This window comes from Janthinobacterium sp. GW821-FHT03C08 (assembly GCF_059420905.1).
Genome location: NZ_JBWKUP010000005.1, coordinates 173,977 through 190,142, shown reverse-complemented (window position 1 = coordinate 190,142; position 16,166 = coordinate 173,977). Strand labels below are relative to the sequence as shown.

Genomic DNA, 16,166 nt, shown 5'->3' with positions numbered 1-16,166 from the left:
TTACGATTCACGCGACGCTTTTTTACGCTCGTGCTCTTTCAGGAAGCGCTTGCGCAGACGGATCGATTTTGGCGTGATTTCCACCAGTTCGTCGTCCTCGATGAATTCGACTGCGTATTCCAGCGACATCTGGATAGGCGGCACCAGGCGCACGGCTTCGTCGGTACCCGACGAACGCACGTTGGTCAGCTGCTTGCCCTTGATCGGGTTGACGACCAGGTCGTTGTCGCGCGAGTGGATACCGATGACCATGCCTTCGTAGACCGGGTCATTGTGCGACACGAACATACGGCCGCGGTCTTGCAGTTTCCAGATAGCGTAGGCAACAGCAGCGCCGTCATCCTGCGAAATCAGCACGCCGTTGCGACGGCCAGCCATTTCGCCACGGGTGTTGTCGACCGGAGCGTATTCGTGGAACACGTGGCTCATCAGGCCGGTGCCGCGGGTCAGGGTCATGAATTCGCCCTGGAAGCCGATCAGGCCACGCGCCGGGATCAGGTACTCGAGACGCACGCGGCCCTTGCCATCCGATTCCATGTTTTGCAGGTCGCCGCGACGACGGCCCAGTTCTTCCATGACGCCGCCCTGGTTGGCTTCTTCCACGTCAACCGACAGGTTTTCAAACGGCTCGTGACGCACGCCATCGACCATCTTGAACACCACGCGTGGACGCGATACGGCCAGCTCGAAGCCTTCGCGACGCATGTTTTCGATCAGAATCGTCAGGTGCAGTTCGCCGCGGCCCGATACTTCGAAGATCGTGTCGTCGTCGGTTGGTGCCACGCGCAGGGCAACGTTGGCCTTCAATTCTTTTTCCAGACGGTCACGCAGTTGACGCGAGGTCACGAACTTGCCTTCGCGGCCAGCCAGCGGCGAGTTGTTGACCATGAAGTTCATGGTCAGGGTCGGCTCGTCGACGGTCAGCATCGGCAGCGCTTCCGGGGTGTCCACGGCGCACAGGGTCGAACCGATGCCGATTTCGTCGATACCGTTGATCAGGCAGATGTCGCCGGCGACGGCTTCGTCCACCAGCACGCGCTCCAGGCCCTTGAAGTTCAGCACCTGGTTGATGCGGCCCTTGATCGGGGTCACGCCTGGGCCATTGATGACCAGCACGTCTTGACCGACTTTGACGGTACCGCGGTTGACGCGGCCAATGCCGATCTTGCCGACGTACGACGAGTAGTCCAGCGAGGTGATCTGCATTTGCAGCGGGCCTTCCGGATTGTCGTCACGTACTGGAACGTGTTCCAGGATGGCGTCGAACATCGGCTTCATGTCGCCGCCGCGCACGTCTTCGGTCAGGCCGGCATAGCCGTTCAGGCCCGAGGCGTAAACGATAGGGAAATCCAGTTGCTCGTCGGTAGCGCCCAGCTTGTCGAACAGTTCGAACGTCTGGTTGATGGCCCAGTCAGGACGTGCGCCTGGACGGTCGATCTTGTTGACGATCACGATAGGCTTCAGACCCAGTGCCAGCGCCTTGCGCGTGACGAAACGGGTTTGCGGCATCGGGCCTTCCTGTGCATCGATCAGCAGCAGAACCGAGTCCACCATCGACAGAACACGTTCCACTTCGCCGCCGAAGTCGGCGTGGCCTGGGGTGTCGACGATGTTGATGTGGGTGCCTTCGTACTCAACGGCGCAGTTCTTCGACAGAATCGTAATGCCGCGCTCCTTTTCCAGGTCGTTCGAGTCCATGACTCGGGTGTCGACCGCTTGGTTTTCACGGAAGGTGCCGGACTGGCGCAGCAGCTGGTCCACCAGCGTGGTTTTGCCGTGGTCAACGTGGGCGATAATGGCGATATTACGAATTGCGCGTTTTGTATTTGACATGGTCGTAGTAGTTACTGAAAAACTGCGGAGTGCGTACAAGATGTACGAGATACCCGAATGCTAATCTATTTCCGGAACCGCGTAGTATAGCATGTTGCGTTGCAACGCTATCTAAAAATGCTGGCGGCTCCCGCGGTCGGGGACGGATTGTTTAAAAAAGCGACACTGTTTGAAGAGTGTCGCTGGGTAATATGACGTTGCTGTGACTTATTGGTGTGCCGTGGCAATCAGGCGCTCCGGGGCCAGGATGCTGTATTCCTGAAACTGGCCCGTGCCCAGCAATTTGGCGTCGTGATACACGCGCACCCTGCCCGGCTCGGCCGGCACGGCGACGTCTTCCTTGCCCAGCGCGATGCGCTGGCCATGCAGGAAGCGCTTGGCCAGCTCGTCCGTCAGTTGCACGGCGGGAAAACTCGACAACAAGGCATCGACGGGCGCCAGCAGGGCGAGCGGCGCGGCATGCGCCGTCAGCTCGTCCAAGGTGACGACGCCATCCAGGGTCAGGTTGCCCACCTGCGTGCGGCGCAAGGCGTTCAGATGCGCGCCGCAGCCGAGGGCCTGGCCGATGTCTTCGCCCAGCACGCGGATATACGTGCCCTTGCTGCACATCACGGACAATTTCAGGAACGGGGCTTCATAGCCGAGAAACTCGAGCTTGTGGATGGTCACCGGGCGCGCTTCGCGCTCCAGGGTGATGCCCGCCCTTGCATACTCATATAGGGGCTTGCCGTCCCTTTTCAAGGCCGAGTACATGGGCGGCGTCTGCAAAATCGGCCCGCGGAACTGCGCCAGCACGGCCTCGATCTGCTCCTGCGTCACGTTGACGTCGCGCGTTTCCAGCACTTCGCCCTCCGTGTCGCCCGTATCCGTCGTCTGCCCCAGGTGCACCAGGGTTTCGTAGGTCTTGTCCGCTTCCAGCAAATCCTGCGAGAACTTGGTCGCCTCGCCAAAGCACAGCGGCAGCAAGCCCGTGGCGAACGGATCCAGCGTGCCCGTATGGCCCGCCTTCTTCGCGTTCAGCACGCGCTTGGCCTTGATCAGCGCATCGTTGCTGGACCAGCCGACAGGCTTGTCCAGCAACAAGACGCCGTCGACGAGGTCGCGCACCCGCTTGATGCCCGGTGGTTTCTTCGGACCGGCCACTGTTATTGCTCGTCCGCTTTGTCTTCCGGTTTCGCGTCCGGTTCGGCGTCGGCCGCGCGCGTCGCGTTGGCCTTGTCGATCAGCAAGGACATTTCCATGCCGCGCGAGGTCGAGCTGTCATGCACGAAATGCAACATCGGCAGGGTGTGGATGTGCAGGCGCTTGCCCAGCAGGCCACGGATGAAGCCCGCCGCGGCCATCAGGCCTTCGGTCGTGTTCTTGATGGCTTCCTTGCTGTCTTTCAACATCGTGAAAAACACCTTGGCGTGCGCGTAGTCGGGCGTGATCTGCACTTCGGTAATGGTGATCATCGTGCCGACGCGGGGGTCTTTCAATTCGTAGGCGATGATTTCGGCCAGGTCGCGCTGGATCTGGTCTGCCACGCGCAAGCCGCGCGCCGGCATGGTTTTGCTATGTTTAGCCATGATAGTAAGTGCTGTCCTAAGTGCCGCAGGGCGCATGGGTCAAACGGTTGCCCGTTGCCCCATGCGCCCCACGTGTTTGCGCGGACAACGATATGTCCGCGCGGCATTTCATTTCTTTTACTGCTGTGATTACAGCGTGCGAGCGATTTCCTGGACTTCGAACACTTCCAGCGTGTCGCCAACCTGAATGTCGTTGTAGTTCTTCAGCGACAGGCCGCACTCCAGACCGGCGCGAACTTCTTTCGCATCGTCCTTGAAGCGTTTCAGGGAGTCGATCTCGCCGCTCCACACCACGATGTTGTTGCGCAACAGGCGGACGGAAGAAGCACGCTTGACCACGCCATCGGTGACCAGGCAACCGGCAACCGCGCCCACTTTCGAGACCAGGATGACCTGGCGGATCTCGACCTGGCCGATGACCGTTTCGCGTTTCTCTGGTGCCAACATGCCCGACAACGCCGATTTGATCTCGTCGATCGCATCGTAAATGATGTTGTAGTAGCGGATGTCCACGCCATTCGACTCGGCCAGCTTGCGCGCCTGGGCGTCGGCACGGGCGTTGAAGCCGATGATGACCGCTTTCGAGGCGACTGCCAGGTTGACGTCCGATTCCGTGATGCCGCCGACAGCGGCGTGAACCACTTGTACGCGCACTTCGGAGGTCGACAGTTTCTGCAGCGAGCCAACCAGCGCTTCCTGCGAACCCTGCACGTCGGTTTTGATGATCAATGGCAAGTTTTTCACTTCGCCTTCGGCCATCTGGTCGAACATGTTTTCCAGTTTCGCGGCTTGCTGTTTCGCCAGTTTCACGTCACGGAACTTACCTTGACGGAACAGGCCGATTTCACGCGCCTTGCGCTCGTCCGCCATGACGACGACTTCTTCACCGGCGACCGGCACTTCCGTCAGACCCTGGATTTCGACCGGGATTGACGGACCCGCTTCAGCGATGGCCTTGCCGTTCTCGTCCAGCATGGCGCGCACGCGGCCATACGAAGAGCCAGCCAGAATCACGTCGCCGCGGCGCAAGGTACCGGACTGCACCAGGATCGTCGCGACAGGACCACGGCCCTTGTCCAGACGCGCCTCGACCACCAGGCCGCGTGCAGGCGCTTCTACCGGTGCCGTCAGTTCCAGCACTTCGGCTTGCAGCAGCACTTGTTCCAGCAGGTCATCGATACCCTGGCCCGTTTTGGCCGACACCGGCACGAATGGCGATTCGCCACCGTATTCTTCCGGCACGACTTGCTCGGCGACCAGTTCCTGCGTCACGCGATCCACGTTGCCGCCCGGTTTGTCGACCTTGTTGATCGCCACCACCAGCGGTACGCCGGCTGCTTTCGCATGGGCAATCGCTTCTTTCGTTTGCGGCATCACGCCATCGTCGGCGGCAACCACCAGAATGACGATGTCGGTTGCCTTGGCGCCACGGGCACGCATGGCGGTAAACGCTTCGTGGCCCGGGGTGTCGAGGAAGGTGATCATGCCGCGTGGCGTATCGACGTGGTAAGCGCCGATGTGCTGCGTAATGCCGCCCGCTTCGCCCGATGCCACCTTGGCGCGACGGATGTAGTCCAGCAGCGAGGTCTTGCCGTGGTCGACGTGACCCATGACGGTGACCACCGGTGCGCGTGGCTTGGTTTCGAAGTGCGCGTGCTCGCCCACGTCGGCCAGCAGCGCTTCCGGATCGTCCAGTTCGGCGGCGAACGCCTTGTGGCCCATTTCTTCCACCAGAATCATGGCGGTTTCCTGGTCCAGCACCTGGTTGATCGTGCACATCTGGCCCAATTTCATCAAATGCTTGATGACTTCGGATGCCTTGACGGACATTTTGTGCGCCAGTTCGGCCACGGTGATCGTTTCCGGTACGTGCACGTCCTTGACGACGGCTTCCGTCGGCGCCTGGAAGTTCGATTCACGGTCGTCATGGTGCGTCGGGCGACGGCCCTTCGCGCCACCGCGCCAGCTGTCACGGCCGCCTGGGCCGCTGTTGCCGCGTGGCTTGGGACCACCGGTGGTGCCGCGTTTTTTCGCGTCATCGGACCAGGTAGACGACACATTGGCCGACTTGATGGATTTCTTGTCTGCAACAGCAGGCTTCTTGTCGCCCGGCTTGTCGCCAGGTTTCTTGTCAGCAGGCTTGTGCAGCGTGCCTTCCGGCGCCTTCGGTTTCACTGGAACCGGTACGGGTTCCGGTGCCTTGATGGCGCGGCGTGGCGCGTTCATCATGGCCTTGATCTGGGCGACTTCATCGGCGACGGCCTTGCGTGCGCGCTCGGTGGCTTCCGCCTTGTCAGCGGCTTCCTTGGCGGCAACTGCAGCGGCAGCGGCTTTTTTCTTCGCTTCTTCAGCGGCGGCGGCTTTTTTCGCTTCCGCGGCGGCATCGTCGACGACAGGCGCAGCAGCGGCAGCGGCAGGCGCGGCGGCAGCCTTGGCGGCCGCTTTCTTCGCTTCCGCTTCCGCTTCTTTCTTCGCAGCAAGTTCAGCCTGTTGCGTGGCTTTCGCCTGGGCTTCTTTTTCCGCGTCCAGCTTGGCCAGACGTTCCTGCTTTTCGCGCAGGTCCGCTTCCTGGCGGGCGATCAGTTCAGCCTGTTTACGGGCATCTTCTTCACGGCGCGCCACTTCGGCGGGATCGATCACCGGCGCGGCAGGCGCGACCGGCTCGGCTGCGACCGGCGCCGCTTCGTCACGCTGGACGAAGGTGCGTTTCTTGCGCACTTCCACCTGGATGGTGCGCGACTTGCCGGTGGCGTCAGCCTGCTTGATTTCCGTCGTTTCCTTGCGGGTCACGGTGATTTTTTTCTTTTCTGTGTCAGCCGCTGCGCCGTGTGTGCGGCGCAGATGATCCAAAAGCTTGTCCTTATCATCTTTCGACAATGGATCTGACGTCGAACTTTTCTCGACGCCGGCAGAACGCAGCTGCGTCAGCAGCAAATCTGCAGGCATCTTCAGTTCGGTGGCAAATTGGGCTACGTTGTTACTCGCCATTCAGTCCTCTTTTCTATGTGTCGCGGAGATGATAAAGATACTCAAATTAAGCCTTTGCGGATTCGGCCAGACTCCATGCCTTGGCTTGCAACGCCTTGGCACGATCGTCGTACTTCGAGTCAACCAACTTCATCTCATCGTCGGTCACATCTTTAAATTCACTTGTAATCAGTTCACGCGCACGGTCCGCAGACAAGGCCAGGATTGCGCCAAATTCGTCATATGCCAGTGCTGCAAATGCTTCAACGGTCTTGATACCAGCCAGACCCAGCTTGCCGGCGGTGACGCGATCCATGCCTTCCAGATTCACCAACGCCTCGTCCATGCCTTCCAGACCCTCTTCCGAAGCGATCGCTTCGGTCACGAGCGCATCACGCGCACGGGTACGGAGTTCATTGACGGTATCTTCGTCAAACGATTCGATTTCCAGCATTTCGGAAATTGGCACGTAAGCGATTTCTTCCAGACTGGCGAAACCTTCTTCCACCAGAATATCGGCCACTTCCTGGTCAACATCGAGCTTTTCCATGAACAGGATGCGCACGGCAGCCGTTTCCTGGGCAGCTTTGTCGGCCGATTCTTCGGCCGTCATGATGTTGATCTTCCAGCCAGTCAGTTCCGATGCCAGGCGCACGTTCTGGCCGGAGCGGCCGATCGCGATTGCCAGGTTTTCTTCATCGACGACGACATCCATCGCATGTTTCTCTTCGTCAACCATGATCGACGACACGTTCGCCGGTGCCAGGGCGCCGATGACGAACTGCGCCGGATCTTCCGACCACAGCACGATGTCGACGCGTTCGCCGCCCAGCTCGCCGGTCACGGCCTGCACGCGCGAACCGCGCATGCCGACGCAGGTACCGATCGGATCGATGCGCTTGTCGGCCGTGTAGACGGCGATCTTGGCGCGCACGCCGGCATCGCGGGCTGCCGATTTGATTTCCAGCATGCCTTGTTCAATTTCCGGCACTTCCAGCTCGAACAGCTTCATAATGAATTCTGGAGCTGTGCGCGACAGGATCACTTGCGGGCCGCGCATATTGCGGTCGATGCGCAAGATGTAGGCACGCACGCGGTCGCCGATACGCAGATTCTCTTTCGGAATCATCTGGTCGCGTGGCAGGCGCGCTTCGATCTTGCCCGATTCGACGATGGCGTCGCCGCGTTCCATGCGCTTGATGGTGCCGGTGACGAGCGAGTCGCCGCGCTCCAGGAAGTCGACCAGGATCTGTTCGCGCTCGGCATCGCGCACGCGCTGCAGGACGACCTGTTTGGTATCCTGGGCGAAACGGCGGCCGAATTCGACGGATTCGATCGGTTCTTCGATGTGATCATCGACTTCGATATCGGGAATCTGTTCTTTTGCCTCGAAATGCAGGATCTCCTGATCCGGCAATTGCAGGCCCGCTTCATCGGGCACCACGTGCCAGCGGCGGAACGATTCGAATTCGCCCGTGTCGCGGTCGATCGAAACGCGGATGTCTACCTCACCCTCATACCGTTTCTTCGTGGCTTGCGCCAACGCGAATTCGAGGGCGCCGAAGACGACATCTTTATCGACGTTTTTTTCGCGCGCCAGCGCGTCAACCAATAATAAAACTTCGCGGCTCATGCTTTGCGTCCCTTAAAAACCACCTGCGGCACCAAGCGTGCCTTATCCACGTCGGCGAGCGTAAACTCCAACATCGCCGGACCATCCTTACCTTCAAATTCCAACGACAATTTATCGCCCACGGGTTCTTGCAGAATCCCCTGGAACGACTTCCGGTTGTTCGTACCCGGCATCGCCACCATCAGCTTGACGATGATTTCCTGGCCTGCGAAACGGACAAAGTCTTCCAGCTTGCGCACCGGACGATCCAGACCCGGGGAAGAAATCTCGAGACGCTCGTAAGGAACGTTCTCTACCGTCAACACATGCGATAACTGGTGACTGACCGTGGCACAGTCCTCGACCGTGATCGGACCTTTTTCAGCGGCATCGGCGGCGCTGAAATCAATAAAGACGCGCAGCAGCCCGCGCTCGGCACGTTCGACATCAACGAGCTCATAGCCCAGACCAGTGACTGTCTTTTCAATTAATCCCAACTGCTGCAAGAAATTCTCCAGAAATAAGGCCCGTTTTCAGCATCGCGGCACTGCAACAGCACCGGCGGCATGCGAAAAACACGCGCAAGTCATATATGGCCCCTTGTCGGCGCCATTACAAACGGTTCAACAAAAAAAAAATGGGCATCTGCCCATCTTCTTGTATTTCCCCAACCAGATGAAAGCACTCCCCACCAAACAACCCTGCGGAGAACTTTTATTAGGCTGCAGATTATAACCTCTTATTAACTTCGCCGCAATGCCGCACGCAAGGAGCGGCCCGGCTTACAACAGTTACAAGAGCGCGCGCCCGCCGCAGTTTGGCGGGAACGCGAGAAGAAATCCCTCTGAATTAACCTTTGCTGCGGCGGCGCGGCATGCCATCCATGCCGCCACGATCCATGCCGCCGCGCGGCTGGCCGCCGGAACGGGCCTGGCCGCCGGCACCGCCCGCATTGCGGCGCGGACCCGTGTTGGCAAAGCCGAATGCCGTTTGCAGCGGATCGGGCTGGCGCGGACCGCGCTGCGGTGCGCGGCCTTCGCCACCGGGACGGCCCTGGCCTGCCGCACGCGGCGGACGGCCCTGCCCTTGACCTTGCGCGCCTTCGAACGATGCCGACGAACGGGGCTGGCCACCCTGGAACGGACCTTGCGGCTGACCACGGCCCGGACCACGCGCTTCGCCTGGACGGCCGGCGCCGCCTGGGCGGCCCTGGCCTTGCGGACGGGCAAACTGGCCGGCAAGCTGTCCACGGCGCGGCGCGACCGGGAAGGGGTCGGCATTGCGGTTGCTCACATCGATGCGGTTGCCATTCGGCTCGTCATCGCGGCCCGCCTTGCGCGCTTCGCGGCCCTTGGCGGCGCCGGCGGCACGGGGATCGCCCGAAGGCGGCATTTTCTTTTCGATGCCGTAGGCGGCCAGCAGGTCGCGCACGGTGTTTTCATCCATCTCTTCCCAGCGGCCGCGCTTCAGGCCGCTCGGCAGGGTCATGGCGCCGTAGCGGGTGCGGATCAGGCGCGAGACGGTCAGGCCGATGGCTTCGAACATGCGGCGCACTTCGCGGTTGCGGCCTTCGCCGATCACCACGCGGTACCACTTGTTGATGCCTTCGCCGCCGCCATCGGCGATCTTCGAGAACTGCGCCATGCCGTCTTCCAGCTCGACGCCGGCCAGCAGCTTCTGGCGCATGCCTTCTTCCAGCTCGCCCAGGGTACGCACGGCGTACTCGCGGTCGATGCCGTAGCGGGGGTGCATCAGGCGGTTGGCCAGGTCACCGGAAGTGGTAAACAGCAGCAGGCCTTCCGTGTTGAAGTCGAGGCGGCCCACGGCCAGCCATTTGCCTGCCTTCATGGTCGGCAGGCGGTCGAACACGGATGGACGGCCGTCCGGGTCATTATGGCTGACGATTTCGCCGGCCGGCTTGTGATACACCAGTACGCGTGGCGGTTTCTTGCTCACGCGGCGCTGGATCAGCTTGCCGTTGATGCGTACGTGGTCGGTCGGCAGGATGCGCTGGCCGATGTGGGCCGGCTCGCCATTGACGGACACGCGGCCCGAAATGATCAGGTCTTCCATGTCGCGGCGCGAACCGAGACCGGCTTCGGCCAGCACCTTGTGCAGCTTCGGCGCATCGTCGTCGGACGTCAGGTCGCGGCGCACGGCCGCCTTTTGCACGCGGCCCGTGCCGCCGTCTTCGCTGTCGAAGGCGTCGGAAGTGACGAAGGAGAACACGGCGTCGGCGTCGCTGACCTTGCCGGGCGCCGCCTGGCGGCCCTTGCCTTTTTTACGGCTCTTGCCCGCATTCTTGCCGGCGCCGGGCACGTCGTTGCGCGGACCGCGCGGTGCGCGTGGCGCGGACACGAGGTTGCCTTCGGCATCGAACACGTCGGCAACTGGCGCGGCAGCCTGCTCTGCGGCAGGCGCAGCAGCTTCCGCTGCCTGCGGCGCTTCGGCGCGTGGCGGCTGGCGCAGCGCGCGCTCGGCCTGCACGCCGCGCATCTGGCGCGGACCGCGCGTCGGACGCGCTTCGGCCGGTTTCTCGGCAGCGGCTTCCGGCGCGGCTTCCGCTTCGGCGGCAGCGGCCTTGGCGGCGGCGCGGGCGCGCGGCGGACGCGGCGCCGGGGCGGCGACCGCCTCGGCGGCGGCTTCCGCCGCTTCCGCCACGGCCTTCAGGGCCGGCTTGGCGCGGGTTTTCTTGACGGCAGGAGCAGCTTCTACGGCGGCAGCGGCAACAACGGGCGCTTCGGCGGCCACGTCGGCTTTCGTGCGGCGCTTCGGCTTGGCAACGGCGGCGTCGCCGGCAGCGGCAGTCGCCGCAGCGGCGTCGGCCTCGATCTGGGCCTTGGTGCGGCGCTTGGGCTTGGCAACGATGGCTTCGTCGCTGGCGGTAACTGTCTCGGGTGTGTTCGGATTATTCATTCTTCGTTTCTTGGCTGTGCTGACCTGGCGCAGCGTCAACCGTTAGTTCTGGCGCAGGGTCGTGAGTGTAGGCTTCGTCCATGGGCGAAGCATCGGGGCCGGCATCAAGGCTTGCTGTCACATCTACATCTGTCACAGCCGTATTGCTACCTGCACCAAGCTGGGGGGCAAGCTCATTGCTTGCCTTGTCAAAATTTTCCTGCAGGGCCGCTTCCAGGGCTTCGAGCCCATTGCCCTGCATTTCACTGATTTGCTGCAAAGGCGGCAACTGGGACAGCGAATGCAAACCCAGGTCATCCAAAAACTGCTTGGTGGTGGCCAGCAAGGCCGGCCGTCCCACCACGTCGCGGTAGCCGATGGCATCGACCCAGCCGCGGTCTTCCAGCATCTTGATCGTCTGCGAATTGACGGCAACGCCGCGAATCTCCTCGATATCGCCGCGCGTCACCGGCTGGCGATACGCGATGATGGCCAGGGTTTCCAGGGTCGCCCGCGAATACTTGGGCGGCCGCTCGGGCGTCAGGCGATCGAGATACATCTTCATTTCCGGGCGGCTTTGAAAGCGCCAGCCCGAGGCCAGGCTGACGATCTCGATGCCCCGCCCTTCCCATTCGTCCCGCAACTCTTCCAGCAACTGCTTGATCGTGTCGGCACCGACGCCGACACCGCGCACGCGGCCGCTCTCGTCCGCATCGACGAACAGCTTTTTCAGGCTGTGGATCGTCAGCGACTCACGAGCGCACAGCAACGCGGTTTCGAGGACTTTTTTAGCCTCAATTGTATTCATAGCAATTCTGTGCGGATGTGTGTTGCAATTCGTATGCAGAGAAAGAAATCAAAACGTTCATTTCAACGTAACGGATGGCAGACATCGGTGACGACGCCATGCTGGAGTTACAAGTTGAGGCTGTTTTTCCGACGCCTTGGCCGATGCGCGCAAAGCGGGACTTGCGGATGCAGTGAAAGTCCTGCGATCCATGGAGCTGGCCTTAAATAACCAGCAATGAAACGATATCCGGAGCAGCTGCTTCTCTTGTGGCGGCAGACCAGCCAGGCAAGTGAGCGACAGTCGTCGTTTCATCCAACGATGCCAATTGTACCTGATAAAAAGCGGAAAAGCGCAAAACCGGGCAAAACACACGTTTTACCCGGCCCTAGCGCGACATCTGGAACGGCTGGCGCATCAGAGGGAGGCGAGTTTCTCCGAGAGAATGGCCGATGCGCCGAGGAAAGCCGGATACTGCGCCGTGATGACGAAGGTGGGCACTTGCGACACATAATTGGCGAAGCGGCCCTTGCGCTCGAAGCGGGCGCGGAAACCGGAACGGTCGAAGCGCTGGCCCAGGCGCGGCACGATGCCGCCGCCGATATAGATGCCGCCCAGCGCGCCCAGGGTGACGGCGACGTTGCCCGCCACCGTGCCCAGCATGCAGCAGAAGGCTTCGATGACGTCGTCGCACAGCTGCGATTCGCCGGCCAGCGCGCGGCGCGTGATCTCCGCCGCCGGCAAGTCTTCGGCCGGCACGCCGGCGCGGTCGGCCAGGGCGCGGTAGATCAGCTCCAGGCCATCGCCGGAAATCAGGCGTTCGGCCGAGACGTGTTCAAATTCGCGCCAGGCAAACTGCAAAATGCCCACTTCCACCTCATTCGACGGCGCGAAGCTGACGTGGCCGCCTTCGCTTTGCAGGGCGATCCATCCGCCGTGCGAGGGAATCAGGCCGGATACGCCCAGGCCCGTGCCGGCGCCGATCAGGCCGATGGCCGTGCCGGGACGGGCCGTGCCCGCGCCCACCTGGTGCTTTTGCTCCGCAGACAGCTGCGGCAGCGAGCGCGCCAGGGCCGTGAAATCGTTGACCACGTCCAGGGTCGTGAAGCCGCACTCTTCGCGCATGGCGCGGATCGAGAACGACCAGTGGTGGTTCGTCATGCTGAGGAAATCGCCGTCGACGGGATTGGCGATGGCGATCACGGCATGGCGCACGGCTTGCCCACCGGCCGCGGCCACGTGGGGCAGGGCCAGGTAGGCTTGCAGCGCGGCGGACAGGCTCGGGTAATCGGCACAGGGCAGCACTTCCACCAGGACGATGTGGCCGGCGGCCACTTCCAGGGCGAAACGGGCGTTGGTGCCGCCCACGTCGGCCAGCAGGCGCGGTCCATCGGCGAAGGCGGAAGTCGGCAGTACGGGGGAAGACGAAGCGCTCATGATTTTAGATGATGAAGTGGGACGCATGGGACGCCAAGCTTAAAGGATGAATGCGCCCGGAGGCAAGCAAAGTTTGTAGTTTAAGTACATCAAAACAAGCCTTTATTGGTAGTTCCACTCCAAATGCAACAGAGCAGTGAGAAGTTGCTCGAAAACAATGAATAATAGTAAGTGCCCACCCTCGCCAGGCGCGTTAGAACCATGCTGCACAGCAGCAGGAATCGGACCCGAAGGAGAGTATGCCGCAGTTTGCGCAAAGCCGCTTCGCGCGGGACGGCGGCCACGCGGCGCCGGCATGGTGGCGGCCCGGCGCGGCTGTTTTCGTATTATTACTACCGGTTTTTACGGCAGGCGTGGCGCGCGGGCGACAGCGCGATTCAGGATGGCAAGCCTTCGCCCACCAGGCTGGCAGGCGCGGGCTGGTCCGAGCGGTAGGCGGCATTCCAGGCATCGAGGCCGCCATGCAGGGGCTTGGCGCGGTGGAAGCCGTGCTGGTGCAACAGCTTGGCCACTTGCGCGGCCGTCACGTCATTGGGGCAGCTGCAATACACGATGATGTGGCGGTCCTTGTCCATGGCGATCATGGCGGGCACGGGTTCCTTGCCGTTGAAGAACAGGGCGCCCGGCACGGCCGGCTCCAGGGCCTGCGCCGTGGCGCTGCGCGCATCGACCATCAGCGGCTCCTCGCCCTGCTCTATGAGTTCGAGCAATTCATCGATGCCGATGCGCTCGATCTGCAAGGCCTGGCGGAAACGCCGGCGTTCGAGGAATTTGTACAGCAGGAACAGTCCCAGCAAGGTGGCCAGCATCAGCAAGGCCGTGCTGCCCATGGTGCTGAGCAGGTCGAGCACCTGCTGCACGCTGGCATGGAAGATCACGCCGACGACGATGCCCGTGCCGCTCCACAGCAAGGCGCCCAGGCCCGCGTACAGGAAGAACTGGCCCGGCGGCGTGCCCAGCGCGCCCGACATGGGCGCGGCCACGGTGTTAAATCCCGGCACGAACTTGGAAACGATCAGGGCTTTCGGGCCCCAGCGCTTGAACTTGTCTTCCGTCTGGCTGACGCAGTAATCGGGCGACAGCGAGATGCGGCACAGCAGGCGCAAGATGCGCTTGCCGAAATGGCGGCCCGCGCGGAACCACGTGAAGTCGCTGATCAGGCAGGCGCCCAGCGCGGCGGCCAGCACCAATGCCCCGTTCATGTCCCCATCGACGGCCAGCGCCCCCGCCACCACGAGGATGGGAAAGGCGGGAATCGGCAGGCCGAGCTGCTCCACCAGCACGATGCCAAAGACAATCAGGACACCGTAATGTTCGAGCAGGTAAATGAGGTTGGGCATGGGCGCTATCTTACCGTAAAAATGCCCCTACACCTGGACGCCCTTCGGGATGGCGCTCAATAAGGTGCGCGTGTACGGATGCACGGGATTGCGGTACAGCTCGTCCGAATCGGCCAGCTCCACCACCTGCCCCTTGTGCATCACCATCACCTGGTCGGCGATGTATTTGACGACGGACAAGTCGTGCGAGATGAAGATGTAGGACAATCCGAATTCATCCTGCAAATCCTGCAACAGGTTGAGCACTTGCGCCTGCACCGACACGTCCAGCGCCGACACGGATTCGTCGCAGACCAGGATTTCCGGCTGCATGGTCAGGCAGCGGGCGATGGCGATGCGCTGCCGCTGGCCGCCGGAAAACTCGTGCGGATAGCGGTGGAAAGCCTGTTCCGGCAAGCCCACCTTGTCCAGCAGCCAGTAAGCCTTGGCGATGCGTTCCTGGTCGTTGGCGCCGATGTTGTGGATGCGCATCGGTTCGAGCAGAATCTGCCCCACCGTGAAGCGGGGATTCAGGGAGGCGTACGGATTCTGGAAGATGATCTGGATGCGGCGTTTATAGGGCAAATACTCCTTGTTCGGCATGGCAATCAAGTCCTTGCCGTGGAACATGGCCGTGCCGCCCGTCGCCTGGTGCAAACGCAGCAAGGTCAGGCCCACGGTCGTCTTGCCGGAACCGGATTCCCCCACCACGCCCAGGGTCTTGCCGCGCGGTAGAGTAAAGGACACATCCTTGACGGCCTGGAATTCGCGCTTGCCGAACAATCCTTCGCGCGTATAAAAGCTCTTACTCAAGTTATTCACCACCAGCACCGGCTCGTCGCCCGGCGTGTAGCCGCGCGTGCGCTGTTTCACCTCGACGCCGGGTCCGGCCTTGCCCTCCATGTAGTCGGCGATGACGGGCAATCGCCACGGCCGCTCGTCCAGGGACGGCCGGCAATGCAGCAGCGCCTTCGTATAACTGTCTTGCGGGGATTCAAATACTTGCCGCACTTCCCCCGTCTCGCGCACTTCGCCATGGCGCATGACGATCACCTGGTCGGCGATCTCTCCCACCAGGCCCAGGTCATGGGTAATAAAGAGCACGGACATCTGGTGCTTCTTTTGCAGCGCCGCGATCAGGTCCATGATCTGCTTCTGGATCGTCACGTCCAGCGCCGTCGTCGGTTCGTCGGCAATCAGCAGTTTCGGCTCGCAAGCGATCGCCATGGCGATCATCACGCGCTGCTGCTGGCCGCCCGACATCTGGCTCGGATAGGCGTCGATCTTGGTGTTTGGATCGGGTATGCCCACTTCCTCCAGCAGCGCCAGCGTACGGGCCCTTGCCTGCTTGCGGTTCATGCCCATGTGCTGGCGCAGCACCTCGGCGATCTGGAAGCCCACCGTAAACACGGGGTTCAGGGACGACATCGGCTCCTGGAAGATCATCGAGATATCCTTGCCGCACATGGTGCGCCGCTCGGCGATCGACAGTTGCAGCAGGTCGCGCCCGCCGAAATGGATGCTCGATTGCTTGTCGATGATGGTGCTGTCCGGCGGCAACAAGCCCATCACGGCCAGGGAGCTGACGGACTTGCCGCTGCCCGATTCGCCCACCAGGGCGACGGTGCTGTTGCGCGGCACGTTGAACGAGATACCCTTGACGGCCTCGAACGTGGTCTTCTTGTCCAGGCGGAAGGTGACGCGCAGGTCGCGCACTTCCAACAGGTTATTCTGGTCCATGAGCAACT

General features: G+C 61.8%; 11 protein-coding genes. All 11 read right to left on the bottom strand.

Annotation, left to right across the window (positions count from 1 at the left end; all coding sequences use genetic code 11):
• Positions 1-1,833, bottom strand: a complete 1,833-nt coding sequence (gene typA / locus AC07VL_RS08685) for a translational GTPase TypA (protein WP_494805476.1) — start codon at positions 1,831-1,833, stop codon at positions 1-3.
• Between the two features lie 207 nt (positions 1,834-2,040).
• Positions 2,041-2,976, bottom strand: a complete 936-nt coding sequence (gene truB, locus AC07VL_RS08680) for a tRNA pseudouridine(55) synthase TruB (protein ID WP_494805475.1) — start codon at positions 2,974-2,976, stop codon at positions 2,041-2,043.
• Positions 2,977-2,978: 2 nt separating this feature from the next.
• Positions 2,979-3,401 (bottom strand): 30S ribosome-binding factor RbfA, encoded by a 423-nt coding sequence (gene rbfA / locus AC07VL_RS08675; RefSeq protein WP_494805474.1) that lies wholly within the window; start codon positions 3,399-3,401, stop codon positions 2,979-2,981.
• 129 nt (positions 3,402-3,530) lie between these two features.
• Entirely contained in the window at positions 3,531-6,389 is a 2,859-nt protein-coding gene (gene infB, locus AC07VL_RS08670; protein WP_494805473.1) for a translation initiation factor IF-2, read from the bottom strand.
• A 46-nt stretch (positions 6,390-6,435) separates the two neighbouring features.
• Positions 6,436-8,001 carry a transcription termination factor NusA gene (gene nusA, locus AC07VL_RS08665; protein WP_290603417.1) on the bottom strand — a complete coding sequence of 522 codons (1,566 nt, stop codon included), beginning with the start codon at positions 7,999-8,001 and terminating at the stop codon, positions 6,436-6,438.
• Positions 7,998-8,486 carry a ribosome maturation factor RimP gene (gene rimP, locus AC07VL_RS08660; protein WP_035828693.1) on the bottom strand — a complete coding sequence of 163 codons (489 nt, stop codon included), beginning with the start codon at positions 8,484-8,486 and terminating at the stop codon, positions 7,998-8,000. The genes nusA and rimP overlap by 4 nt, the downstream gene beginning before the upstream one ends.
• 343 nt (positions 8,487-8,829) lie before the next feature.
• Positions 8,830-10,896: a 23S rRNA pseudouridine(2605) synthase RluB gene (gene rluB, locus AC07VL_RS08655; RefSeq protein WP_494805472.1), complete on the bottom strand. Its 2,067-nt coding sequence runs from the start codon at positions 10,894-10,896 to the stop codon at positions 8,830-8,832.
• A complete protein-coding gene (gene scpB / locus AC07VL_RS08650; RefSeq protein ID WP_290603419.1) occupies positions 10,889-11,683 on the bottom strand; it encodes an SMC-Scp complex subunit ScpB in 795 nt (264 codons plus the stop codon). The genes rluB and scpB overlap by 8 nt, the downstream gene beginning before the upstream one ends.
• A gap of 396 nt (positions 11,684-12,079) precedes the next feature.
• Positions 12,080-13,099 (bottom strand): glucokinase, encoded by a 1,020-nt coding sequence (locus AC07VL_RS08645; RefSeq protein ID WP_290603420.1) that lies wholly within the window; start codon positions 13,097-13,099, stop codon positions 12,080-12,082.
• Positions 13,100-13,476: 377 nt separating this feature from the next.
• Positions 13,477-14,439 (bottom strand): VTT domain-containing protein, encoded by a 963-nt coding sequence (locus tag AC07VL_RS08640; RefSeq protein WP_494805471.1) that lies wholly within the window; start codon positions 14,437-14,439, stop codon positions 13,477-13,479.
• Positions 14,440-14,466: 27 nt separating this feature from the next.
• The gene (locus AC07VL_RS08635) at positions 14,467-16,158 is read right to left on the bottom strand and encodes an ABC transporter ATP-binding protein (protein ID WP_494805470.1); all 1,692 of its coding nucleotides are present in this window, start codon (positions 16,156-16,158) and stop codon (positions 14,467-14,469) included.
• Between the last annotated feature and the right edge of the window lie 8 nt (positions 16,159-16,166).